At 59.1% G+C, this 21610-nt stretch carries 20 protein-coding genes; 8 read left to right on the forward strand and 12 right to left on the reverse strand.

What is annotated here, in order from left to right:
- Positions 1 to 64: 64 nt before the first annotated feature.
- A complete protein-coding gene (gene oadA / locus MMG91_RS22920) occupies positions 65 to 1873 on the reverse strand; it encodes a sodium-extruding oxaloacetate decarboxylase subunit alpha (RefSeq protein ID WP_310660811.1) in 1809 nt (602 codons plus the stop codon).
- Positions 1874 to 1884: 11 nt separating this feature from the next.
- Positions 1885 to 3300, reverse strand: coding sequence for an acetyl-CoA carboxylase biotin carboxylase subunit (locus MMG91_RS22925; protein ID WP_305447544.1), 1416 nt, complete (start codon positions 3298 to 3300; stop codon positions 1885 to 1887).
- A 205-nt stretch (positions 3301 to 3505) separates the two neighbouring features.
- Here MMG91_RS22925 and MMG91_RS22930 point away from each other — a divergent pair, with 205 nt between their 5' ends.
- A complete protein-coding gene (locus tag MMG91_RS22930) occupies positions 3506 to 4453 on the forward strand; it encodes a LysR family transcriptional regulator (protein ID WP_305449883.1) in 948 nt (315 codons plus the stop codon).
- Here the strand turns inward: MMG91_RS22930 and MMG91_RS22935 are convergent.
- From MMG91_RS22935 to MMG91_RS22945, 3 genes are all read right to left on the reverse strand, one after another.
- Positions 4395 to 4607 carry a PA3496 family putative envelope integrity protein gene (locus MMG91_RS22935; protein WP_305447545.1) on the reverse strand — a complete coding sequence of 71 codons (213 nt, stop codon included), beginning with the start codon at positions 4605 to 4607 and terminating at the stop codon, positions 4395 to 4397. The genes MMG91_RS22930 and MMG91_RS22935 overlap by 59 nt on opposite strands.
- Before the next feature lie 174 nt (positions 4608 to 4781).
- Positions 4782 to 5648 (reverse strand): transcriptional regulator HexR, encoded by an 867-nt coding sequence (hexR, locus tag MMG91_RS22940; RefSeq protein ID WP_007896526.1) that lies wholly within the window; start codon positions 5646 to 5648, stop codon positions 4782 to 4784.
- A 169-nt stretch (positions 5649 to 5817) separates the two neighbouring features.
- Positions 5818 to 8691 (reverse strand): EAL domain-containing protein, encoded by a 2874-nt coding sequence (locus MMG91_RS22945; protein ID WP_310660812.1) that lies wholly within the window; start codon positions 8689 to 8691, stop codon positions 5818 to 5820.
- A gap of 257 nt (positions 8692 to 8948) precedes the next feature.
- On the opposite strand from MMG91_RS22945, the gene uvrD reads away from it, so the two are divergent.
- The 3 genes from uvrD to MMG91_RS22960 all read left to right on the forward strand — a co-directional run bounded on the left by uvrD (position 8949) and on the right by MMG91_RS22960 (position 12781).
- Positions 8949 to 11132 carry a DNA helicase II gene (gene uvrD / locus MMG91_RS22950; RefSeq protein ID WP_310660813.1) on the forward strand — a complete coding sequence of 728 codons (2184 nt, stop codon included), beginning with the start codon at positions 8949 to 8951 and terminating at the stop codon, positions 11130 to 11132.
- A 229-nt stretch (positions 11133 to 11361) separates the two neighbouring features.
- The gene (locus tag MMG91_RS22955) at positions 11362 to 12237 is read left to right on the forward strand and encodes a Tim44 domain-containing protein (RefSeq protein ID WP_305447548.1); all 876 of its coding nucleotides are present in this window, start codon (positions 11362 to 11364) and stop codon (positions 12235 to 12237) included.
- A gap of 136 nt (positions 12238 to 12373) precedes the next feature.
- The gene (locus tag MMG91_RS22960; RefSeq protein WP_008073570.1) at positions 12374 to 12781 is read left to right on the forward strand and encodes an SMI1/KNR4 family protein; all 408 of its coding nucleotides are present in this window, start codon (positions 12374 to 12376) and stop codon (positions 12779 to 12781) included.
- Between the two features lie 22 nt (positions 12782 to 12803).
- Here the strand turns inward: MMG91_RS22960 and MMG91_RS22965 are convergent, their stop codons facing one another.
- Positions 12804 to 14567, reverse strand: a complete 1764-nt coding sequence (locus MMG91_RS22965) for a cation:proton antiporter (RefSeq protein ID WP_305503948.1) — start codon at positions 14565 to 14567, stop codon at positions 12804 to 12806.
- A gap of 198 nt (positions 14568 to 14765) precedes the next feature.
- Between MMG91_RS22965 and MMG91_RS22970 the strand changes: the two genes are divergently transcribed.
- A complete protein-coding gene (locus tag MMG91_RS22970) occupies positions 14766 to 15248 on the forward strand; it encodes an acyl-CoA thioesterase (protein WP_310660814.1) in 483 nt (160 codons plus the stop codon).
- A 112-nt stretch (positions 15249 to 15360) separates the two neighbouring features.
- On the opposite strand, the gene pdxY is transcribed toward MMG91_RS22970, so the two are convergent.
- Positions 15361 to 16233, reverse strand: a complete 873-nt coding sequence (gene pdxY / locus MMG91_RS22975; protein WP_305447550.1) for a pyridoxal kinase PdxY — start codon at positions 16231 to 16233, stop codon at positions 15361 to 15363.
- Between the two features lie 120 nt (positions 16234 to 16353).
- On the opposite strand from pdxY, the gene MMG91_RS22980 reads away from it, so the two are divergent.
- The gene (locus tag MMG91_RS22980; RefSeq protein WP_095052328.1) at positions 16354 to 16767 is read left to right on the forward strand and encodes a DUF3301 domain-containing protein; all 414 of its coding nucleotides are present in this window, start codon (positions 16354 to 16356) and stop codon (positions 16765 to 16767) included.
- 127 nt (positions 16768 to 16894) lie between these two features.
- On the opposite strand, the gene MMG91_RS22985 is transcribed toward MMG91_RS22980, so the two are convergent.
- Complete coding sequence (locus tag MMG91_RS22985) at positions 16895 to 17857, reverse strand: CobW-like GTP-binding protein (protein ID WP_310660815.1); 963 nt, start codon at positions 17855 to 17857, stop codon at positions 16895 to 16897.
- A gap of 27 nt (positions 17858 to 17884) precedes the next feature.
- Here MMG91_RS22985 and MMG91_RS22990 point away from each other — a divergent pair, with 27 nt between their 5' ends.
- Positions 17885 to 18241, forward strand: coding sequence for a hypothetical protein (locus MMG91_RS22990; protein ID WP_030132506.1), 357 nt, complete (start codon positions 17885 to 17887; stop codon positions 18239 to 18241).
- 4 nt (positions 18242 to 18245) lie between these two features.
- Here MMG91_RS22990 and MMG91_RS22995 read toward each other — a convergent pair whose 3' ends face one another.
- From MMG91_RS22995 to dksA, 3 genes are read right to left on the reverse strand one after another with little or no spacing between them, the layout of a single operon-like run.
- Entirely contained in the window at positions 18246 to 18896 is a 651-nt protein-coding gene (locus tag MMG91_RS22995; protein WP_310660816.1) for a DUF1826 domain-containing protein, read from the reverse strand.
- Entirely contained in the window at positions 18896 to 20104 is a 1209-nt protein-coding gene (gene zigA / locus MMG91_RS23000; RefSeq protein ID WP_310660817.1) for a zinc metallochaperone GTPase ZigA, read from the reverse strand. The genes MMG91_RS22995 and zigA overlap by 1 nt, the downstream gene beginning before the upstream one ends.
- A gap of 28 nt (positions 20105 to 20132) precedes the next feature.
- Positions 20133 to 20537 carry an RNA polymerase-binding protein DksA gene (gene dksA / locus MMG91_RS23005; RefSeq protein WP_310660818.1) on the reverse strand — a complete coding sequence of 135 codons (405 nt, stop codon included), beginning with the start codon at positions 20535 to 20537 and terminating at the stop codon, positions 20133 to 20135.
- Positions 20538 to 20664: 127 nt separating this feature from the next.
- Here dksA and MMG91_RS23010 point away from each other — a divergent pair, with 127 nt between their 5' ends.
- A complete protein-coding gene (locus MMG91_RS23010) occupies positions 20665 to 21042 on the forward strand; it encodes a glutamine synthetase (RefSeq protein WP_310660819.1) in 378 nt (125 codons plus the stop codon).
- A gap of 89 nt (positions 21043 to 21131) precedes the next feature.
- Here the strand turns inward: MMG91_RS23010 and MMG91_RS23015 are convergent, their stop codons facing one another.
- Positions 21132 to 21608, reverse strand: a complete 477-nt coding sequence (locus tag MMG91_RS23015) for a hypothetical protein (protein WP_310660820.1) — start codon at positions 21606 to 21608, stop codon at positions 21132 to 21134.
- Positions 21609 to 21610 lie beyond the last annotated feature (2 nt).

Below are 21610 nucleotides of genomic sequence, written 5' to 3' on the forward strand. Positions count from 1 at the left end.
GCAAAAAAAAAAAGGGGAGCACATGCCCCCCCGAGGTTTAAAGCGGTATATCGAGGCTGTTAACTCAGCCTTCGATCTCGATCAGAATTTCGCCCGGGTTTACCCGGTCGCCTTTGGCCACGTGGATAGCGGTGACTTTGCCGGCGATGGCCGATTGGACTTCGGTTTCCATCTTCATCGCTTCGGTGATCAGCACGGCCTGGCCGGCTTTCACGGTGTCGCCTTCCTTGACCAGCACATCGACGATGTTGCCCGGCATGGTGGTGCTGACGTGGCCCGGTGCAGTGGCTTGCTTGCGCTTGCTGCTGCCGCCGCTAACGAATTCGTTGAGCGGTTCGAACACCACTTCTTCCGGCATGCCGTCGATGGACAGGTAGAAATGGCGCTTGCCTTCCGCCTTGACGCCGACGCCGGTGATGTCGACGCGGTAGGTTTCGCCGTGAACGTCGATGACGAACTCGGTCGGCACGCCCTCGCCGCCGACCGACGCTACGCCGCCCGCTTCCGGTATCGGCAACAGCACTTCTGGCGTGAGGGTGCCGGCTGCGCGTTCCTCAAGGAACTTGCGGCCGATGTCCGGGAACATGGCGTAGGTCAGCACGTCTTCTTCAGACTTGGCCACGGCGCCGATTTCGGCACGCAACTTGGTCATTTCCGGCTTGAGCAGATCGGCCGGACGCACGTCGATCACTTCTTCGCTGCCGATCGCCTGGCGACGCAGCTTTTCATTCACGGTGCCCGGCGCTTTGCCGTAGCCGCCTTGCAGGTAGAGCTTCACTTCGTTGGTGATGGTCTTGTAGCGCTCGCCGGCCAGCACGTTGAAGAACGCCTGGGTGCCGACGATTTGCGAGGTCGGGGTCACCAGCGGCGGGAAGCCGAGGTCTTCACGAACGCGCGGGATCTCCGCCAGTACTTCGCTCATGCGGTTCAGGGCGCCCTGCTCTTTCAACTGGTTGGCCAGGTTGGAAATCATCCCGCCCGGTACCTGGTTGACTTGCACGCGGGTGTCGACGGCAGTGAACTCACTCTCGAACTGGTGGTACTTCTTGCGCACGGCGTAGAAGTACAAGCCGATTTCCTGCAGCAGTTCCAGGTTCAGGCCGGTGTCGTATTCGCTGCCTTTAAGAGCAGCGACCATCGATTCGGTGCCTGGGTGGCTTGTGCCGGAAGCGAAGCTGGAGATCGCGGTGTCGATGTGATCGGCGCCGTTTTCGATAGCCTTGAGTTGGCACATGGTGGCCATGCCAGCGGTGTCGTGCGAGTGAATGAACACGGGCAGCGATTGCTCGGCTTTCAACGCCTTGACCAGTTCGCCAGTGGCGTACGGGGTCAACAGGCCGGCCATGTCTTTGATTGCCACGGAATCACATCCCATGGCTTCCATTTGCCTGGCTTGCGCCACGAACGCGTCAATGGTGTGCACGGGGCTGGTGGTGTAAGCGATGGTGCCTTGAGCGTGTTTGCCGGCAGCTTTCACCGCTTCGATGGCAACTCGCAGGTTACGCACGTCGTTCATCGCGTCGAAGATGCGGAACACGTCGATGCCGTTAACCGCGGCCTTGGCGACGAAGGCTTTGACCACGTCGTCGCTGTAATGGCGGTAACCGAGCAGGTTCTGGCCACGCAGGAGCATTTGCAGACGCGTGTTAGGCAAGGCCGCGCGCAGTTGACGCAGACGCTCCCACGGGTCTTCTTTCAGGAAGCGGACGCAGGCGTCGAACGTCGCGCCGCCCCAGCACTCCAGCGACCAGTAGCCGACTTTGTCGAGCTTGTCGCAGATCGGCAGCATGTCTTCGGTGCGCATGCGGGTGGCGAGCAGCGATTGGTGGGCGTCGCGCAGGATTGTGTCGGTAACGTGGATTTTCTTGGACATTGGAATATTCCTCACAGGCCTGCGTGGGCGGCGATGGCGGCGGCGATGGCCAGGGCCAGCTCTTCGGGTTTGCGCTTGATCGAGTAGTTGGTCAGTTCAGGGTGGCTTTCAACGAAGCTGGTGTTGAACTGGCCGCTACGGAATTCCGGGTTACGCAGGATTTCCTGGTAGTACGCGGCGGTGGTCTTGACCCCTTGCAGACGCATGTCGTCCAGAGCTCGCAAGCCACGGTCCATCGCCTCTTCCCAGGTCAGCGCCCAAACCACCAGTTTCAGACACATGGAATCGTAGAACGGCGGAATGGTGTAGCCGGTATAGATCGCTGTGTCGGTGCGCACGCCGGGACCGCCGGGCGCGTAGTAACGGGTGATCTTGCCGAAGCTCGGCAGGAAGTTGTTTTTCGGGTCCTCGGCGTTGATGCGGAACTGCAACGCGAAACCGCGGTGCTGGATATCTTCCTGTTTCACCGAGAGCGGCAAACCGGACGCAATGCGAATCTGCTCGCGAACGATGTCGATGCCGGTAATTTCTTCGGTGATGGTGTGTTCCACCTGCACCCGGGTGTTCATCTCCATGAAGTACACCTCGCCTTCGGCGAGCAGGAACTCCACGGTGCCGGCGTTCTCGTAACCCACGGCCTTGGCCGCACGCACCGACAGGTCGCCGATGTAGGCGCGCTGCTCCGGGGTCAGTTGCGGGCTCGGAGCGATCTCGATCAGCTTCTGGTTGCGACGCTGGATCGAACAGTCACGCTCGAACAGGTGCACCACGTTGCCGAAGCTGTCGCCGAGGATCTGCGCTTCGATGTGTTTCGGATTGACGATGCATTTTTCCAGGAACACTTCCGCCGAACCGAACGCCTTGGTAGCTTCGGAAATAACCCGTGGAAAGGCTTGTTCGAGTTCTTCGCGACTGTTGCAACGACGAATGCCGCGGCCGCCACCACCGGAGGTGGCCTTGAGCATTACCGGGTAACCGATGCGGTCGCCTTCGGCCAGGGCCTCTTCGATGCCCGACACGTTGCCTTCAGTGCCCGGGGTGACCGGTACGCCGGCCTTGATCATGCTGCGGCGAGCTTCGGTCTTGTCGCCCATCCGGCGAATCACTTCAGCCGATGGACCAATGAATTTGATACCGCGTTCGGCGCAGATGTCTGCCAGCTCGGCATTTTCCGAAAGGAAGCCGTAGCCAGGGTGCAACGCATCGCAACCGGTTTCCACCGCCAGGTTCACCAGCTTGCGCGGGTTCAGGTAGCCGGCCAGTGGTTCGGCACCAATGCTGTGGGCCTCGTCCGCACGCTTCACATGCAAGGCATGGCGATCGGCGTCGGAATAGATCGCGACCGAGCGAATGCCCATCTCGGCGCAGGCACGCACGATTCGTACGGCAATCTCACCACGGTTGGCAATCAGGATCTTTCTTATCACTTGGAGGTTCCCTTGAGCCGGTGGTACCCACGACCTGTCAGACCAGGTCGACGCGTGACCAAATGTTTCAATTCAGTCGCAGCTCCACACTAGCCTTCGCAAGGGATTAACAAAAATGAATAATAATTGGGTTACACATAAGCAAAGACTTATAGTTGAGGCATCAGCCTCCGCTCAGGATCTCTAAAAAATGCGTAAGTCATTGATGCGTATGACATTGCGTCAATTGCAGATCTTCAATGAAGTGTGCGACTTAAGGTCTTACAGCCGCGCCGCCGATGAAATGTCTCTCACACAACCTGCCGTGAGCCTACAGATTCGTCAACTCGAAGAGCTGATCGGCCAACCTTTATTCGATTATGTAGGCAAAAAACTCTACATGACCGAAGCGGCCGAAGCACTGCAGCGCGCTAGCCGGGACATTTTCGGGCGCCTGGAGAACCTCGATATGCAGCTGTCAGACATGCAGGGCTCATTGCAGGGCCAGCTGAAACTGGCGGTGGAATCCAGCGCCAAGTATTTCGTACCGCACCTGTTTGCCGCGTTCAAACGCCAGCATCCCGAAGTGAACCTGCACCTGACGGTGGTCAACCGTGGCCAGGTCATCCGGCGCCTGTCGGACAACCGTGATGATCTGGTGATCATGTCGATGGTCCCACAGGACATGGGGCTGGAATTCCTGCCGTTCCTCAATAACCCGATTGTCGCTGTAGCGCCGCCGGATCATCCGCTGTGCCATATGGGACCGTTGCGTTTGCAGGATCTTGAGCCCTACACGCTGCTGTTGCGCGAACCCGGTTCCGGCACGCGACTGGCCTGCGAGGAGTATTTCAAAGAGAAGCGCGTGCACTTCACCCAGACCCAAGAGGTCGCTTCGGCGGAAGCTCAGCGCGAATGCGTATTGGCGGGTCTGGGCCTGGCGCTGTTGACGCGCCACGCCCTGAACCTTGAGTTGGCGACCGGCGGATTGATCGAGTTACCGGTCGAAGAACTGCCGCTATATCGCAGCTGGTGCCTGGTGCAGGCCAAGGCTAAACGGCTGTCGCCGGTGGCCCACGCATTCCTTGCGTTTATCCGCAGCGAACGGGCGCAGATCAGCGCGTTGGTTGAGCGTTTCGACGGGAAGCTACCGGTGCCGCCTGCCAGTAGTTGAGTTCGAGGTCGTCAGGAAACTCGCCGATTTCGGCCAGAAGCTGACGGCGTTCGCAGCGATCTTCGATGGCGCGGCGAAATTCCATGCGGCGCTGATCTTCTTGCTGACGACGGGTTTTGACGGCGCTGTTGCGTTCTTCGTAGGGCTGAGCCATTTCGAGTCTCCCAAGGCGAGTACGGGAGTTACAAGATAGGTGCGAAGGATGACGGTTTGGCGGCGGGAGGGTTACAGCGGTGTGAAATTTGAAAAGCAAAAGATCGCAACCTTCGGCAGCTCCGGGTAAACGCATTCCCCTGTATGAGCTGCCGAAGGCTGCGATCCTTTGATCTTAATCGTCCAGCGCTTTCACGGACTTGGGTGACAGCCGCAAGCTGCGAAGGCTGCGTTTGACGCTTTTCAGGTGGTTGACCAGGCTCGGACCGCGGGCCATGGCCACGCCCATCGCCAGCACATCGATCACCACCAGGTGCGCGATACGCGACGTCAATGGCGTATAGATTTCGGTGTCTTCGTGCACATCGATCGCCAGGTTGACGGTCGACAACTCGGCCAAAGGGGTCTGGCTCGGGCACAGGGTGATCAACGAAGCGCCGCTTTCGCGCACCAGGTTGGCGGTGATCAACAGGTCCTTGGAACGCCCCGACTGGGAAATGCAGATCGCCACATCGCTCGGCTTCAAAGTAACCGCCGACATGGCCTGCATGTGCGGATCGGAATACGCCGCTGCAGTCAGCAGCAAACGGAAAAATTTGTGCTGGGCATCCGCCGCTACAGCGCCCGAAGCACCGAAGCCATAGAACTCGACGCGCTGGGCCTGAGACATCAGCGACACAGCCCTCTGCAATTCCACCGGATCGAGTTTCTCGCGAACTTCCATCAGGGTGTGCAGGGTGGTATCGAAGATTTTCAGGCTGTAATCGGCGACCGAATCGTCTTCATGGATCGCGAATTGCCCGAAGCTCGCGCCGGCCGCCAGGCTCTGCGCCAGTTTCAGCTTCAAATCCTGAAACCCGGAGCAACCGATGGCGCGGCAAAACCGCACGATGGTCGGCTCGCTGATACCTACGCTGTGGGCCAGGTCGGCCATGGAACTGTGCATCACCGCCGCAGGATCAAGCAGCACGTGGTCGGCGACCTTGAGCTCCGACTTGCGTAACAGGTGGCGTGACTGGGCGATGTGTTGCAGCAGATTCAAAGGGGCGGACTCTTTGTTATTGGCAGGTGCCGGGGATGTAGCAAGCTTGTAGTTATACTACATGAATCGGCTTTTTGCCTGCTCAATGCGTAACTCAATATCCCCGTTTCATGCGACATGCGCTCCATGTAGCCCTCTCGGTCCTTGTAGCAGCCGGCGAAGGCTGCGGCTAAAAAGGGTTGGCGTCGCGACGTAAAAGCTCGGCCAGGTCGGCGGCTTCGACCGGACGGCTGACCCAATAGCCCTGCACTTCATCGCAGCGCTCGGCTTTCAGAAATTCCAGCTGTTCCGGTCCCTCGACGCCTTCAGCCACCACTTTCAGTGACAGGCCGTGGGCCATGGCAATGATCGCCCGGGTGATCGCCGCATCCTCACTGCTCTCCCCCAGACCGCGGATAAATGCCTGATCGATTTTCACGTAGTCCACGGGGATGCGCTTGAGGTAGCTAAGAGACGAATAGCCAGTGCCGAAATCGTCGATCGCCAACTTCACCCCGAGATCGCGCAATTGCTGGAAGGTCGCGATGATGTGCTCAACGCTATCCAGCAACTGGCTTTCGGTGAGTTCCAGTTCGAGGTAATGCGGCGCCAGACCAGTCTCCTCCAGCACCTGGCGCACCAGGCTGACCAGTTTCCCCTGCCGCAATTGATGCACCGACAGGTTGACCGACACCCGAATCGGCTCCAGCCCTTGGCGCTGCCACTCGCAGGCTTGCCAGCAGGCCTGACGCAAAACGAATTCACCAATAGCGCCGATCAGCCCGGTTTCCTCGGCCAGACCGATGAAATCCCCCGGCGGTACCTGGCCCAGGGTCGGGTGATTCCAGCGTACCAACGCCTCGGCGGCATTCAGCCGGCCGGTGGCGAGGCAGAGTTTCGGTTGATAAAACACTTTCAACTGCTTTTCTTCGATGGCTTTGCGCAACTGGTTCTCGAGCTGCAAACGCTCGAGTGTGCTGGCTTGCAGGCTGTCGGTGTAAAACTGGAAGTTGTTGCCGCCCAAGTGCTTGGCATGCTGCATGGCCATGTTCGACTGGCTGACCAGCGCGGTAATCTCCCGCGCGGTGTCTGGCAACAGGCTGATGCCCATGGACGCGCTCACCACCAATTCATGACCCTCGACGGTGACGGGCAAACGCAACTTGGCCGCCAATCGAGTCGCCACGCGCGCCAGGCTCGACAGGTTGCCGTAGGCGTCGAACAGCACCGCAAATTCATCGCCGGACAGTCGGGCGATGGTGTCCGCTTCCGGCAGCGCATTGACCAACCGCCGGGCCATTTTCTGTAACAGTTGATCGGCAATTTCGTGGCCGAGGCTGTCGTTGAGCAGCTTGAAACGGTCCAGATTGATGTGCAGCAACGCCAGGCTGCGCCGACCGCCCTGACGCACCCGCTGATGAGCCTCGCGAAGCCGTTCGCGGAACAACGAACGGTTGGCTAATCCGGTGAGTTCGTCGTAATGGGTGAGGTAGCGCATGCGCTCTTCGGATTCACGCCGAGCGGATAGATCGGCGAAGAAGCCGACAATATGACTCACATTTCCCCGCGCATCGCGCACAGCATTCAATTGCAGCCATTGCGGATACAACTCGCCATTCTTGCGCGTTTCGACCAACTCGCCTTGCCAGGTGCCATGCTGCTCCAGCGCCTGATGAATCGCGGCGTAATGCCGACGGGCATCGCGGCTGCAGGGCAAATCGACCACGTTGCGCCCGAGCATGTCGTCGATGTCGTAGCCGGTCACTTGGCTGAAGGCCTGATTGACGGCAATCAGCGCGTAATTCGGGTCGAAAATCACAATGCCTTCGCTGGCCGCCTCGAACACTGTCGCCGCCAGTTGGCGCTGTTCTTCCAGGCCCTTGCTGGCGCTGATATCGCGGCGAGTGCCGACCATGCGGATCACCCGGCCGTTCTCGGCGCGCTCCACCGCTCGACCACGGTCCTCGATCCAGACCCAATGGCCATCGCCATGCCGTACCCGATACTCGATCTGATAATCCTCGCTGCGGCCCTTCAAGTGCTCGACCAGCGCCCGCTTCAGCGATGGCAAGTCGTCGGGGTGCAGCCTGGGCTTGAGGTGGCGGAGCATCGCTGTCACGAATTCCGGCTCCAGGCCAAACAGCTCCTGGAGTTGGGTGTGATGGACTTCGTCTGTCTGCAGGTTCCAGTCCCACAGCCCGAGTTCGCTCGCCTTCAACGCCAGCGCCAGCCGCGCTTCGCTCTTGCTCAAGGCCTGATTGGCGGCGTCCAGTTCCAGACTGCGTTGTGCGACCCGGTTTTCGAGATCGACCTGAGTTTCACGTAATTCGTCTTCAGCGCGGCGACGCTGGTCGATTTCCTTGGCCAGTTCGTGGTTGAGCTGATCGCTGCGACTTTGCGCCTGCTGCAAATGCTCGATCAGGGCCTGATTTTGAAAGCGTCGCAGCAGCCCTTGGTTAATCAGCCGATTGACCTGCCAGGCGACCACGCTCAACGAACCCAGCAAAATCAGGCCAAACCAGCCCCAGCCCTGTTCTTGCTCATCGCCGCCCCAGAACAGATAGCCGATGGCCGGCAATAGACAGGGCAAGGTAAAGGACAGAAAAGCCGGAAGGCTGACGGCATAAGCGACGCTGGCCGAGAGGGCCGCGGCGCCGATCAGGCCGAACACCCAGGCTTGTTGCATGAAATTGTCAGCGGGCACCAACGCGATGCCGGCACCGGCGAGGGTCAGGCCAGTCATGGCAGAGCCAAGCATGAACATGCGACGCCAGACCGGATGAGCCTGACGGTTGGGAATCGCCGAATCGAAGGCCGCGACCTGAATTACTCGCAACGCCACCAGCGACAATAACCAGATCAGCCAGACGCTGACCACGAAGTAACGCTGTGGGCTCCAAAGCAAGCCGGCGCACACCAGGCCGTTGATCAGCATGAACAGCGTAGGCAACAGCGAGCCCTGGTATAGCAGGCGCGTGCGTTCGACCGCCATCTCCATGGCGTACTGTTTGCGGATAACCCGGGGCTCCACAGAGGGGCCCGACAGGTCGGAGCTGAGGGTCATAGGCAATGTTCTTGTTCTTATAGTGAGCATGCGAGCCCGAATTGTGGACGGAGCATACACAAGCAAATGCCCGGACCAAACAGTCCACGGTCATAAAATAGACGAAAGTTTGAGCCGCCCGCCTTGGTAAAAAAGCCGCCAGACGAGCTCCGCCAATGCTTGCAGCTGGTGACCGACCGGTCGTCATCGGTGCTTCTTTCATCGGCTAATGCAAAGCTCGGTTTGCCCGGTGTGACGGCGCACCCTAGAATGCCCCGATGCGCGATGATCTCTCCCTTCTGCTGAACTCCCTCAACGATGCCCAACGTCAGGCCGTAGCTGCCTCCGTGGGTCGTCAGTTGGTCCTGGCCGGTGCTGGCTCCGGTAAAACCCGAGTGCTGGTGCACCGTATCGCCTGGTTGATCCAGGTCGAGAACGCCTCGCCCCACTCCATTCTGTCGGTGACCTTCACCAACAAGGCCGCTGCCGAGATGCGTCACCGCATCGAGCAGCTGATGGGTATCAACCCGGCCGGCATGTGGGTCGGCACCTTCCACGGCCTGGCGCACCGCTTGCTGCGGGCGCACTGGCAGGAAGCCGGCCTGAGCCAGACCTTCCAGATTCTCGACAGCGACGACCAGCAACGACTGGTCAAGCGGGTGATCCGCGAGCTGGGCCTGGACGAGCAACGCTGGCCGGTCCGACAGGCCCAGTGGTTCATCAACGGGCAGAAAGACGAAGGTCTGCGTCCGCAACATATTCAAGCCAGCGGCGATCTGTTCCTGGCGACCATGCGCAGCATTTATGAAGCCTATGAAGCTGCTTGCCTGCGCGCCGGCGTCATCGACTTCTCCGAACTGCTGCTGCGCGCCCTCGATCTGTGGCGCGATCACCCGGGCCTGCTCGCCCATTATCAGAAGCGCTTCCGGCACATTCTGGTGGACGAGTTCCAGGACACCAACGCCGTGCAGTACGCCTGGTTGCGTCTGCTGGCCAAGGGTGGCGACAGCCTGATGGTGGTCGGCGACGACGATCAGTCGATCTATGGCTGGCGTGGCGCGAAAATCGAGAACATTTATCAGTATTCCGACGACTTCCCGGATGCCCAGATTATTCGTCTGGAGCAAAACTACCGCTCCACAGCCGGGATCCTCAAAGCCGCCAACGCCCTGATCGCCAACAATACCGGGCGCATGGGCAAAGAGCTGTGGACCGATGGTGGCGAAGGCGAAGCAATCAATCTGTACGCCGCCTTCAACGAGCATGACGAAGCACGCTACGTGGTTGAAACCATCGAAAGTGCGCTGAAAACCGGCTTGGCCCGCAGCGATATCGCGATTTTGTACCGCTCCAACGCCCAATCGCGCGTTTTGGAAGAAGCCTTGTTGCGCGAGCGCATTCCATACCGCATTTATGGCGGTCAGCGCTTCTTCGAACGGGCAGAAATCAAGAACGCCATGGCGTACCTGCGTTTGCTGGAAGGCCGTGGCAACGATGCGGCCCTGGAGCGGGTGATCAACGTTCCGGCCCGTGGCATTGGCGAAAAAACCGTCGAAGCGATCCGCGATCATGCGCGCCACAGCCATGTGTCAATGTGGGAAGCCATGCGTCAGCTGGTGGCCAACAAAGGCCTGACCGGTCGCGCTGCCGGTGCTCTTGGCGCGTTTATCGAGCTGATCGAGAATCTCGCCGCCAAGTGCCTGGAAATGCCGCTGCACCTGATGACTCAGACCGTCATCGAGCAGTCGGGGTTAATCGCCTACCACCAGGCGGAAAAAGGCGAGAAAGGCCAGGCCCGGGTAGAAAACCTTGAGGAACTGGTCAGCGCCGCGCGTAACTTCGAAAACCCGGAAGAGGATGAAGAACAGTCGCCATTGGCGGCGTTCCTCGGTCACGCCTCGCTGGAGGCCGGAGATACCCAGGCCGACGAACACGAAGACAGCATTCAGTTGATGACCCTGCACAGTGCCAAGGGCCTGGAATTCCCTTACGTGTTCCTGGTGGGCATGGAAGAAGGCCTGTTTCCGCACAAGATGAGCCTGGAAGAACCCGGCCGTCTTGAAGAGGAACGCCGCCTGGCCTACGTCGGAATCACCCGGGCGATGCAAAATCTGGTACTGACTTATGCTGAAACCCGACGCCTGTACGGCAGCGAGACCTACAACAAGGTGTCGCGTTTCGTACGTGAAGTGCCGAAAGGCCTGATCCAGGAAGTGCGGCTGTCCAACAGCGTCAGCCGGCCGTTCGGTGGGGGTCAGCAGCAAAGCTCCAGCAGCCTGTTTGGCGGCAGCGAGATCCCGGACACCGGCTTCAGCCTGGGCCAGGCCGTACGGCATTCGGTGTTCGGCGACGGCGTGATCCTCAACTTCGAAGGTGCCGGGGCTCAGGCTCGGGTGCAGGTGAACTTCAGCGAAGGCAGCAAGTGGCTGATGCTGGGTTACGCGAAGCTGGAAGCCATTTAGTACGGATAGATCGTTCCCACGCTCTGCGTGGGAACGATCTATCCGACCGCACACCCTTCCTACAGAACTTATCCACTCGTCCTACAGACCAAAGTTAACAGGCCTTATTGCGCTGACTGAAGCTGAACACAACCTGTCAGGCAAAAGCCCGAAACACTCTGCCGCTAGCCAGTAACACTTCAGCTGTGCAACATGGCGCGCGTGCCTTCCACAAATGGGAATTCCCTTTATGAAACGTTTTCTTAGCATCGCCATGGCGTTGTGCATTGGCCTGACGATGAGCCTCGACGCCAATGCCGCCAAGCGCTTTGGTGGCGGCAAGAGCTCCGGCGCTGCGCCGACTCACCAGACCAGCCAAATGGCTCCTTCTTCTGCTGCAGGCGGCGCTGCTGCCACTGCGGGCGCGGCCGGTGCTGCTGGCGCCGCTACCAAGGCCAGCGGTGCTTCGCGCTGGCTCGGCCCCCTGGCCGGTATCGCGGCTGGTGGCCTGTTGGCCTCCATGTTCATGGGCGACGGCTTCCAGGGCATGCAGATCTTCGACATCCTGATCATGGCGGTCATCGCCTTCCTGGTCTTCCGTTTCATCGCCGCCCGTCGTCGCAAGCAGCAGGAGCACATGGCTCCAGCCGGCGCGCCGATGCAGCGTGAAGTGTTCGAACAGAAACCAGCAGCCATGGGTTCGATCTTCGGCGGCTCGGCCGCACCTGCTGCCGCTCGTCCGGTGATCAATGCTCCAGCCTGGTTCAATGAAAACAACTTCATTGAAGCGGCCCGCAACCACTTCCAGTCCCTGCAGCAGCATTGGGACGCCAACGAAATGGACAAGATCGCCGAGTTCGTGACTCCGCAACTGCTGGAGTTCCTCAAGCGCGAACGTGCCGACCTGGGCGACGGCTTCCAGTCGACCTACATCGATAACCTCCAGGTACAACTGGACGGCGTTGATGACCGTGCGGACAAGACCATCGCCACCCTGACCTTCAGCGGCGTGTCGAAGTCCTCGCGTTTCGACCAGGGCGAAGTGTTCAGCGAAAGCTGGAACATGGAACGTCCACAGGGCGAAAACCAGCCTTGGCTGGTGGCCGGTATCCGCCAGAACGGCTGATCACTTCCCGCGTTTCACCTGTTGTAATGAAACCCCGGCCTCGGCCGGGGTTTTCTATTTCGCGGTTGCATCTATAGCAAGCTACTGTATAAACCGCCCCAACTAAACCGCGCCATCAAGCAAGAGGATCCCGGACGTGGAAGAAATCATCGAACAACTGCGTGAAGCCAACGAACCGGTACCGGTCCCCTTGGAATTGCCAGACGAAGATCAGATTGTGGAAATCGAAGAGCAACTGTTCATCGACATCCCGTTCGTCTTCAGAGAGTTTTTGCTGACCGTCAGCGACGTGGTTTACGGCAGCCTGGAGCCGGTGACCGTCACCGACCCGCAGTCCCACACCTACCTGCCAGACGTTGCCGCCAACGCCTGGGATGCAGGCGTGGATCGCAGCATGATTCCGATCTGCCAGGACGGTGACAATTACTACCTGGTCGAAGAAGACGGCACAGTGGTGCTTTGGCTGGCCGAGGAAGAGTTACTCGCCGAAGAAACCTGGGAATCAGTCTGGCACTGGGCGCGGGACGTCTGGCTGGAAAGCTGATCCACCCTGATGCACCGCGTGGTCAATGCCCGGATGAGTCCTTGTGATTGTCCAGCGTTTCCAGCAAGGCCACCTGCATCCGCGTATGCACGCGAATGAACCAGCGCCAGAGCAGCGCCGCCACCGCGGCCGCGACTATGACGATCAGCACCAGCAACTTGTTGGTCGGCAGAATACTGGCCGACAAGGCTGCCAGCAGCAGGAAAATCACCAACAGCGAGAGGATCGGGATCACTTCGGCGATCACCCGACGCACTCGCTGTGTGTGGCGGCCGGCCATTTCCGGCTTCACACCCATCTCTGCCAGCAACATCGACAGCGCCTTGAGCTTGCGATAAGCGGCGATCAGGAACGGCAGTGACAACAGTAACGCCCCGCCCCAGATCAATGCTTTCTGCCAGCTCGGGTCGCTGATCCAGTCTTGCAGGTAAACGGACATGCGCTCGGCAAAGAACGCGCCCGAGAAAAAGATCGCAATCACCAACGCCAGATTCACCCCTACCTGCAACAGAATCCGCCGAATCATCGACGCCAACAGCGCGCCCTCGCCCTGAGGCTGAATGCTGCGCAGCCATTCGCCATACATCCCCAGCACACGGGCGAGACGCTGCGGCATCACCGCGGCAAGCTTGATCGACAGCGGATCAGCCGCGCGAATCAGATACGGCGTCAACAGCGTGGTGATCACCGAGACGGCCACCGCCACCGGGTAGAGAAAGTTGCTGGTAACCTGCAACGTCATGCCCAACGCCGCGATGATGAAAGAGAATTCGCCAATCTGTGAAAGCCCCATCCCCACGCGCAGTGAGGTGCGTCCGTCATTGCCGGCGATAAAAGCACCGAGGCCGCATGACAGCATCTTGCCCAACACCACGGCCACGGTGATCACCGCGATCGGCCAGGCGTATTGCAGCAGGATCATCGGGTCGAGCATCAGGCCTATGGCGACGAAGAAAATCGCACTGAACAGGTCGCGCACGGGCTCGATCAACTGCTCGATCTTCAGCAGTTGCCGCGATTCGGCCATGATCGCGCCGATCAGGAACGCGCCGAGGACCATGCTGTATTCAAGTTTGACCACCAGCAGGCAGAAACCGAAGCACAGGCCCAGCACGGTGATCAGCAGCATCTCATTGCTTTCGAATTTCGCCACGTAGGCCAGCAGTCGCGGCACCAGCAGAATGCCTATAACCAGTGCGACAATCATGAACAGTGACAGCTTGCCGACCGTGGAAAACACTTCACCGGAACTGACAGTGCCACTGACCGCGATGCTGGACAGCAACGCGATGATGCCGATGCCGAGAATGTCTTCGACGATCAGCACGCCGAAGATCAGCTGGGCAAAACGCTCGTTCTTCATCTTCAGGTCGTTGAGCGCCTTGACGATGATGGTGGTCGAGGAAATTGCCAGGATTGCGCCGAGGAACAGCGAATCCATGGTATTCCAGTCGAACCAACGGCCGATTTCGTAGCCGATCCAGATCATCAGGACGATTTCCAGGAAGGCCGCGATAAACGCCGTGGCGCCCACCTTGAACAACTTGCGCAGGCTGAATTCCAGGCCCAGGCAGAACATCAGGAAAATCACCCCGAGCTCGGCGAGGGTTTTGATGGTTGCTTCATCGTGGATCAGGCTGAACGGCGGCGTATGCGGGCCGATGATGAAGCCGGCGACGATATAACCGAGCACCACCGGTTGCTTGAGACGGTGAAAGAGCACGGTCACCACACCCGCGAGCAACATGATCACTGCCAGATCCTGAATGAAGCTGATGGCATGCATGGCGTATGGCTCCTTGGGGTGGGCTTTTGAAGGGTAACATCGCGACTTCCGACGGGAAGACGGTGCAATATATGGAAACAGATAGATTCGGGCGTGACGGCGGCCCCCCGCCTGGCGTCCCGATAACTGTTGGTTTGAAAAACCAAGCACCCACAGAGGTGCAACCCTGAAATCCTGCCTTGAACCCGTGAGTACGTTATGGAACCCGGAAACGCCCAGCTGTCGATGACGGTATTGATGACCCCCGACATGGCCAATTTCTCTGGCAATGTCCACGGCGGCACCCTGCTCAAATACCTCGATGAAGTGGCCTACGCCTGCGCCAGCCGCTATGCCGGTCGCTATGTGGTGACCTTGTCGGTGGATCAGGTGATTTTCCGCGAGCCGATTCACGTCGGTGAACTGGTGACCTTTCTGGCCTCGGTCAACTACACCGGCAACACCTCGATGGAGGTGGGCATCAAGGTCGTGACCGAGAACATCCGCGAGCGCTCGGTGCGCCACACCAACAGCTGCTTTTTCACCATGGTCGCGGTGGATGACCAGCGCAAACCGGCCGCAGTCCCGCCGCTGCAACCGCAGAACAGTGAAGACAAGCGTCGATACATGCAGGCCCAGCAGCGTCGGCAGATTCGTCAGGAACTGGAAAAACGTTATCAGGACATCAAGGGCGACACCTGAGCAGACAGTTATCCAGCGCTCTTCAGATCGCTATCGCGAGCAGGCTCGCTCCCACAGGTACAGCGATAACCTTGTGGGAGCGAGCCTGCTCGCGATTGGGACAACCACCCGATTACAGGCTGATCGCTGTCGCCTCGAACCGCACCCGCGGATGGGCGATCCGGTCCTGCGCCCGCACCAGTTCCAGCTCATAGCTGGCGCAGGCCTGGGTTTCCAGCATCACTTCATGCACTGCCGCCGCGGTGAATTCGAAGGCGCTCACCAGATTGTCACCCTGCAGCACACGCGCCAGGAACAGCCCGGCGGTCAGATCGCCAACACCCACCGGCTGACGCGGAAACGCCAACAGCGGCCGACGCAGGTGCCAGCTGCCTTCGGCGGTCACCAGCAACATCTCGAAGCCATCTGCCAATTTGCCGGGATAGTCCAGATGCTTGACCAGCACCGCCTTCGGCCCGCGCGCCAACAGCGCGCGAGCCATCGCCAGGCAATCGAACAATGACTGCGCCTTGCGCCCCGAGAAGCTGTTCAGCTCCAACTGGTTCGGGCACATGAAATCGGCCACCGCTGCCGCCTCCTCCAGCAGAAAATCGCTGACCTCGGCTGGAACGGTGCAGCCCTTCTCTGGATGGCCCATCACCGGGTCGCAGAGGTATAGCGCTTTGGGATTGATCGATTTGATTCGTTCCACGCCCGCGAGAACCGCCCGGCCCTGGGCCGCGCTACCGAGGTAGCCAGACAACACGGCATCACAATTGCCCAGCTCGCCAATCGCCGCGATGCCTTCCACCAATTCCGGAATCTGATGCGGGGCCAGCACTTCTCCGGCCCACTGGCCATATTGCGTGTGGTTGGAGAACTGCACGGTATTGAGCGGCCACACGTTCACCCCGACCCGCTGCATCGGGAAAACCGCGGCACTGTTGCCAGCGTGGCCGAACACCACGTGGGACTGGATGGCGAGCACATGGGGCGTACGTTTCATGCGGTGAGTTTTCCGTCAAACGATTGAAATTCGAGCCGCGCAGTATGCGACTAAACGCAGCCTGTACGACAGACCGGCGACGCAGTTAAGCTGGCACTATCTTGTTGGAGCACCCTGTTGATGCTGACCCTCGGAAATATCCTCGTGCTGATGCTGCTCGCCACCGGTGGTGCGTGGTTGTGGCACAACCACGGCTTGCGCGAACGTGCGCTGGAGCGGGTCATGCAGCATTGCGCCAAGCTGCGGATCGAGCTGCTGGACGGCAACGTAGCCTTGAAGAAGATCGCCTTCATTAAAGACGCCAACGGCCGTCGGCGCCTGGCCCGTGTGTATAACTTCGAATTCACCGTGACTGGCGAGACCCGCCACACCGGCACCATCACCCAGTTCGGCGCCCATAGCGCACAGATCGAGCTCGCGCCCTACCCGATGCCGTTCGACGACACACCGCCGGTGGTTGATATCGCCAAGCCAAGGGCCGAAGTGATTGAACTGAGCCAGTGGCGGCAAGAACACACCAAGTGGCGTCCTTGAGTCGGGTGTCAGTCTGTTAAAACCAATCGCGGGCAAGCCCGCTCCCACAAGGTTCACACTGTACCTGTGGGAGCGGGCTTGCCCGCGATGAGGCCTTCAAAAACTGCACAAAAACTCGCTAATTTGCCTAAGTGCGGCACCTCGCCAAACCTTCCTGCAGTTCTTGGACAGCCTGCGGCTCGCTGAAAATCAACTCAATACGCGAATCCCGACGCCATTCGCTGGCCTGCCAATCCAGTAACGAGTTATCCAGCGCATTGACCGACACCCACCCCTCGGCGCCGTGGATAACCAACTTCGCCCGCCGCCACTCAAGGCACTCAAGCCACTTCCCGATCAGTACGGCATCGAATGTCTGACTCGGATGCCACCGCCATCCAACACTCCAGCCACCCTCTTGCGCCTGACTCAAGCAAATCGGCAGCGCGGGGTCAGTCCAGATGGCCGGCATCTGCGCCAATCCCTTGGGCACGACAAAGTTATCCACGCCCCCGACAGCCTGAGCCCCGAACCCTGGTAACTCGCTCAATGGCAAGACGGCCTGCTGCGTCCAGTACAAAGGACGCATCGGCAACTGTGCGGCGATTCGCTGGCGATCACTATCGTCGAGGCCTTCCGCCTTGTTCAGCAACAGCAACCCGGCACTGTTCAAGGCTTGCTGTTGCGCCTCAGGCAACGGTTTCTCCGCCGCGAGCGCTTGGGCGTCCAACACCAGCACGCACGGCTGCACCGCCAGGACGCCTTGCCACGGAGGCTCACTCAATTGGCTGAGCAATTGCGCCGGATGTCCTAGCCCCGAGGGTTCAATGAACAGTCGATCCGGTCGCGCCTTGCGCAGCAACCGCCCGAGGCCGATCTGAAACGGTGCACCATTGACGCAACACAAACAGCCCCCGGCCACTTCCCCCAGTGCGATACCATCGGCGTCCTGGGTCAACAGCGCGGCATCCAGGCCGATCTGGCCGAACTCGTTGATCAACACCGCCCAGCGCTCACCCGCGGGCCTTTGCGCCAGCAGGTGCTTGATCAGGCTGGTCTTGCCGGCCCCCAACGGGCCGGCAATGACGTGGGTGGGAATGTTCTGCAACATGGTCGAGGTTTTCTGAGGAGGTAAAGAATGCGGTTGATGGGATGGTCGTTGCTTCTGGCGCTCACATCGGGCGACGCGCTGGCCCAGGCCTGCGTGGTGCACAGCACGGCTGAGCGGCTCGACGTGAAGGTTTGCCAGCAAAACCGCAACATCCCGGAAAAACTGTTCGCCGATGGTTTCTGCCAGCCGAATCTGCCCGGGCAGAAAGTCGAGGTGCAGTACGTCGACCAATGCCCTACTGGCGCGTTCGGGGTGTGCAGCAACGCTCAAGTCGCCAATATGCCTTACCGGCAGGATATTCACTATTACGGCGTGGCCACCGATGCGGCGTATTTGAAGCCGTTTTGCGAAGCCCAGAGCCAGGGAACCTGGCTCAAGCCTTGAGCCGCTAACTAAGCCAATCGAGGGTCAGGATCAAACGACGCTCACCTGGCGCCGGCTGCGGCGAGCGGTGGATCAGGCCGAAGCCCTCGTTGCCGTGCCACTTCTCCCCTTTAAGCAGCGCCACTTCACCACTGGTGATTTGCTGAATCAGCGAGTCGTCCTGCGGTTCGGCCTCAGGTTTGCCTAATTGCCGGCGATCCATCACCCCTTCTTTCAGCCATTGGCTGCCAATACCTGCGTAGGTGGTGATCAACCGCACCGGCACATGATCGACGTGGAAACGCGGGCACATGGCTTTGTCCAGAACCCGCAAACGCAGGCCGATACGCTGGGCGCCCAAGAGGCAGGCGAAGGCGCTGACCAGCCAGGAAACGTCGGCAATAAAGCCTTCGTAGCCCTCAAGGTCGCTGAACCCTGAGGCTAAACCGTGGAGATGGGGTTCGGCGTCATCACTGGCCATTTCAAAAGACAGCGACTCGGCCAGCGGCTCGTTCAGGGACAACAACAAACGACCGAAATCGGCAATGTGCGCCGGGAGTTGGCGCTGCCAGAGGGCCAGGTTCACGCCGTCGTCCAGAATCCCGGTCAGCGCTTTTGGCGTATCACCTTGAACCTGGCGAATGACTGGTCGCAGCTTCAGACTGGGCGCCAACATCAGGCAGCCGCCTCTTCATGCCAAGGACCAAACGGATCGGGCAGTAGCTGCCAGCCCTCGACACCCAAGGCCATCTCAGCATCCGTCAGCAGGCAGCTATCGAGCTCGGTGGTGAGTTGCGCAAAATCGATATTCTGCCCAATAAACACCAGTTCCTGGCGGCAATCGCCGGTGGCGGCCGTCCAGTTTTCCATGATCCCGGCGGTGCTTTCTTCGTCTTGCGGCCACTGGTTTTTCGGCACGAAACGCCACCAGCGTCCGGCAAAACCGTGACGCATCAAGCCGCCGGCCTGGGACCAGCTGCCAGCATCCCTGTGTTTGCTGGCCAACCAGAAAAAGCCCTTGGAACGCAGCAATTTGCCGTTCACCCACGGACGGTCGATGAAGCTGAAGAAGCGTTGCGGATGAAAAGGTCGCCGCGCCCGATAAGCCCTGGAGGCGATGCCGTATTCCTCGGTTTCCGGCACGTGTTCACCGCGCAACTCCTGCAACCATCCCGGCGCCTGGGCGGCTTTTTCGAAGTCGAAGCGACCAGTGTTGAGAATCTTCTTGAGCGCTACTTCGCCCATGACCATCGGAATGATTTCGGCCTGGGAATTGAGCCGTTCAAGGATCGCGATCAACTCCTGGCGCTCGCTGCTGCTGATCAAATCGATCTTGCTGATCAGGATCACGTCGGCGAATTCGATCTGCTCGATCAACAGGTCGGTGATTGAGCGTTCGTCCTCCTCTCCCAGGGTTTCGCCACGGGAAGCGAGGCTTTCGGCAGCCTGATAGTCGAGCAGGAAATTCATGCCGTCGACCACGGTGACCATGGTGTCGAGCCGTGCGATGTCCGCCAGGCTCTGCCCTTCTTCATCGCGAAACGTGAAGGTTTCCGCCACGGGCAGCGGCTCTGAAATCCCCGTGGACTCGATCAGCAGATAATCGAAACGACCGTCCTTGGCGAGTTTGCTGACTTCTTCGAGCAAGTCTTCTCGCAAAGTGCAGCAGATGCAGCCGTTACTCATTTCCACGAGTTTTTCTTCGGCACGGTTCAGGCTGACATCGCGTTGGACTTCGCTGCCATCGATATTGATCTCACTCATGTCGTTGACGATCACTGCGACCCGCAAATTTTCGCGATTACGTAGTACGTAATTAAGAAGTGTACTTTTTCCGGCGCCGAGAAAGCCCGACAGGACGGTCACGGGGAGACGATTGGGCATCAGGTATTCCTCATCAGGATGTGGCCGGTCAAATCGCCCGTTGATGGCGTTCGCGCAGCTCTTCACGTTCTTTGGCTTCAATACACAGAGTGGCGGTGGGCCGCAGCAGCAGACGCTTGAGACCGATCGGCTCGCCGGTTTCGCGACACCAGCCGTACTCGCCGCGAGCCAGCTGTTCGAGGGCTTCGTCGATCTTGTCCAGGAGCTTCTTTTCCCGCTCCAGCAGGCGCAGCTGCCACTGGCGCTGTTCTTCGGCGCTGCCGATATCGGCGGGATCGCTGTGGGGTTCCTGCTCACGCAACGCGTCGAACTCACCGCTAATGCGCTCCTGCAGCTCGCTGCGCTGAGTCAGCAACAGGTCGCGAAAGAAGTCTTGCTGGGCGTCGTTCATGTAATCGGCGGCGGGTTGAGCGAGGAGTTCTTGTTCAGTCATGGCGGCGGATCATCAGAGCGGGTGTATTTTTATGTTATAGTATAACAATACAAATAAGCCACTCCCCTCTTGCTCGCTGCGACAAAGGGCACGATGCTTTAACCCGTCCGCCCCTTTGAGAAATGCCATGGGAAACGCCCTGAAATTCTCGCTGTTGAGCCTTTCGCTGCTGATCGCGGTCGATGCCTGGGGACAAGTCCCGAGCCTGGCTAGCTGCACTCGTAGCGCCAATCTGCTGGCCTGCGTGGATGCCGATGGCAATGCCTACAGCGTCAACACCGTCGGTAGCACGATCCATCTGCGCGGCTTTGAAATGGCCGGCAAGCGCCAGTGGGCGCAAACCAATAGCCGCTACGGGCAATTGACGTTCTTCACCGGCATCGCGTCCGATGGCGAAGCCTGGGTCGGCTACAACCGCCGGGTTGGCTGGACAACCATCAATCGATTCTCCAGCTCTGGGGGCAGCAGCGCGAAGTTCACCTGTAGCCGGATGACTGGCTGCTGAGATAGAAGAAAATTGCTCTATCGAAAAAAGTAAAAATTATGCACCCCGCAAACCAAGTAGGGGGATCGATAATAGAAAGAGTCGCACGACTATTCTTCTCCCCATATACAAAATGAATCAACTGCCATATATGTATAATCTGACCAAAAATTAATTTCAAGCCGTGAAATATAACCCTCACCTCCACCTCGCTCATATCTAACAAATTGAGCCTCATCGGTTTTCAGCGGTAGTTCAGTGACAAGCTGCCCACCCTGATCAAAACACTTACAGACATATCCATGAGCATTATATCCATGAAATGCAAGCTCGAAGCCTTGGATACGGGGATGCCTGAACGTTACAAGTAAATCCCCAGGGCCAAAATGACTATTATTATCTGATAATAGACCTTTCTCATTGAACCCTTCCTCTTCAGATCGAACCGGTCCAATGCTCATTCCTAGTGAGTTGCTTGGCGAAGTAGTGACAAATGTCATATGAGGCGTGACCAGCATTTCTCCTGTTTCATATGTCTTATCCTTAAGCGCATCAAAATTCTCAAAATATTTAACTAAGTTCATCATTA

This window comes from Pseudomonas sp. JL3 (assembly GCF_031570575.1).
Classification (GTDB): domain Bacteria; phylum Pseudomonadota; class Gammaproteobacteria; order Pseudomonadales; family Pseudomonadaceae; genus Aquipseudomonas; species Aquipseudomonas cucumis.

What these genes read in the sequence shown, in the direction of transcription:
- oadA (WP_310660811.1), bottom strand. Translation starts at nt 1,873, where the DNA reads ATGTCCAAGAAAATCCACGTTACCGACACAATCCTGCGCGACGCCCAC.
- MMG91_RS22930 (WP_305449883.1), top strand. Translation starts at nt 3,506, where the DNA reads ATGCGTATGACATTGCGTCAATTGCAGATCTTCAATGAAGTGTGCGAC.
- MMG91_RS22935 (WP_305447545.1), bottom strand. Translation starts at nt 4,607, where the DNA reads ATGGCTCAGCCCTACGAAGAACGCAACAGCGCCGTCAAAACCCGTCGT.
- MMG91_RS22945 (WP_310660812.1), bottom strand. Translation starts at nt 8,691, where the DNA reads ATGACCCTCAGCTCCGACCTGTCGGGCCCCTCTGTGGAGCCCCGGGTT.
- uvrD (WP_310660813.1), top strand. Translation starts at nt 8,949, where the DNA reads ATGCGCGATGATCTCTCCCTTCTGCTGAACTCCCTCAACGATGCCCAA.
- MMG91_RS22955 (WP_305447548.1), top strand. Translation starts at nt 11,362, where the DNA reads ATGAAACGTTTTCTTAGCATCGCCATGGCGTTGTGCATTGGCCTGACG.
- MMG91_RS22965 (WP_305503948.1), bottom strand. Translation starts at nt 14,567, where the DNA reads ATGCATGCCATCAGCTTCATTCAGGATCTGGCAGTGATCATGTTGCTC.
- MMG91_RS22970 (WP_310660814.1), top strand. Translation starts at nt 14,766, where the DNA reads ATGGAACCCGGAAACGCCCAGCTGTCGATGACGGTATTGATGACCCCC.
- pdxY (WP_305447550.1), bottom strand. Translation starts at nt 16,233, where the DNA reads ATGAAACGTACGCCCCATGTGCTCGCCATCCAGTCCCACGTGGTGTTC.
- MMG91_RS22980 (WP_095052328.1), top strand. Translation starts at nt 16,354, where the DNA reads ATGCTGACCCTCGGAAATATCCTCGTGCTGATGCTGCTCGCCACCGGT.
- MMG91_RS22985 (WP_310660815.1), bottom strand. Translation starts at nt 17,857, where the DNA reads ATGTTGCAGAACATTCCCACCCACGTCATTGCCGGCCCGTTGGGGGCC.
- MMG91_RS22990 (WP_030132506.1), top strand. Translation starts at nt 17,885, where the DNA reads ATGCGGTTGATGGGATGGTCGTTGCTTCTGGCGCTCACATCGGGCGAC.
- MMG91_RS22995 (WP_310660816.1), bottom strand. Translation starts at nt 18,896, where the DNA reads ATGTTGGCGCCCAGTCTGAAGCTGCGACCAGTCATTCGCCAGGTTCAA.
- zigA (WP_310660817.1), bottom strand. Translation starts at nt 20,104, where the DNA reads ATGCCCAATCGTCTCCCCGTGACCGTCCTGTCGGGCTTTCTCGGCGCC.
- dksA (WP_310660818.1), bottom strand. Translation starts at nt 20,537, where the DNA reads ATGACTGAACAAGAACTCCTCGCTCAACCCGCCGCCGATTACATGAAC.
- MMG91_RS23010 (WP_310660819.1), top strand. Translation starts at nt 20,665, where the DNA reads ATGGGAAACGCCCTGAAATTCTCGCTGTTGAGCCTTTCGCTGCTGATC.
- MMG91_RS23015 (WP_310660820.1), bottom strand. Translation starts at nt 21,608, where the DNA reads ATGATGAACTTAGTTAAATATTTTGAGAATTTTGATGCGCTTAAGGAT.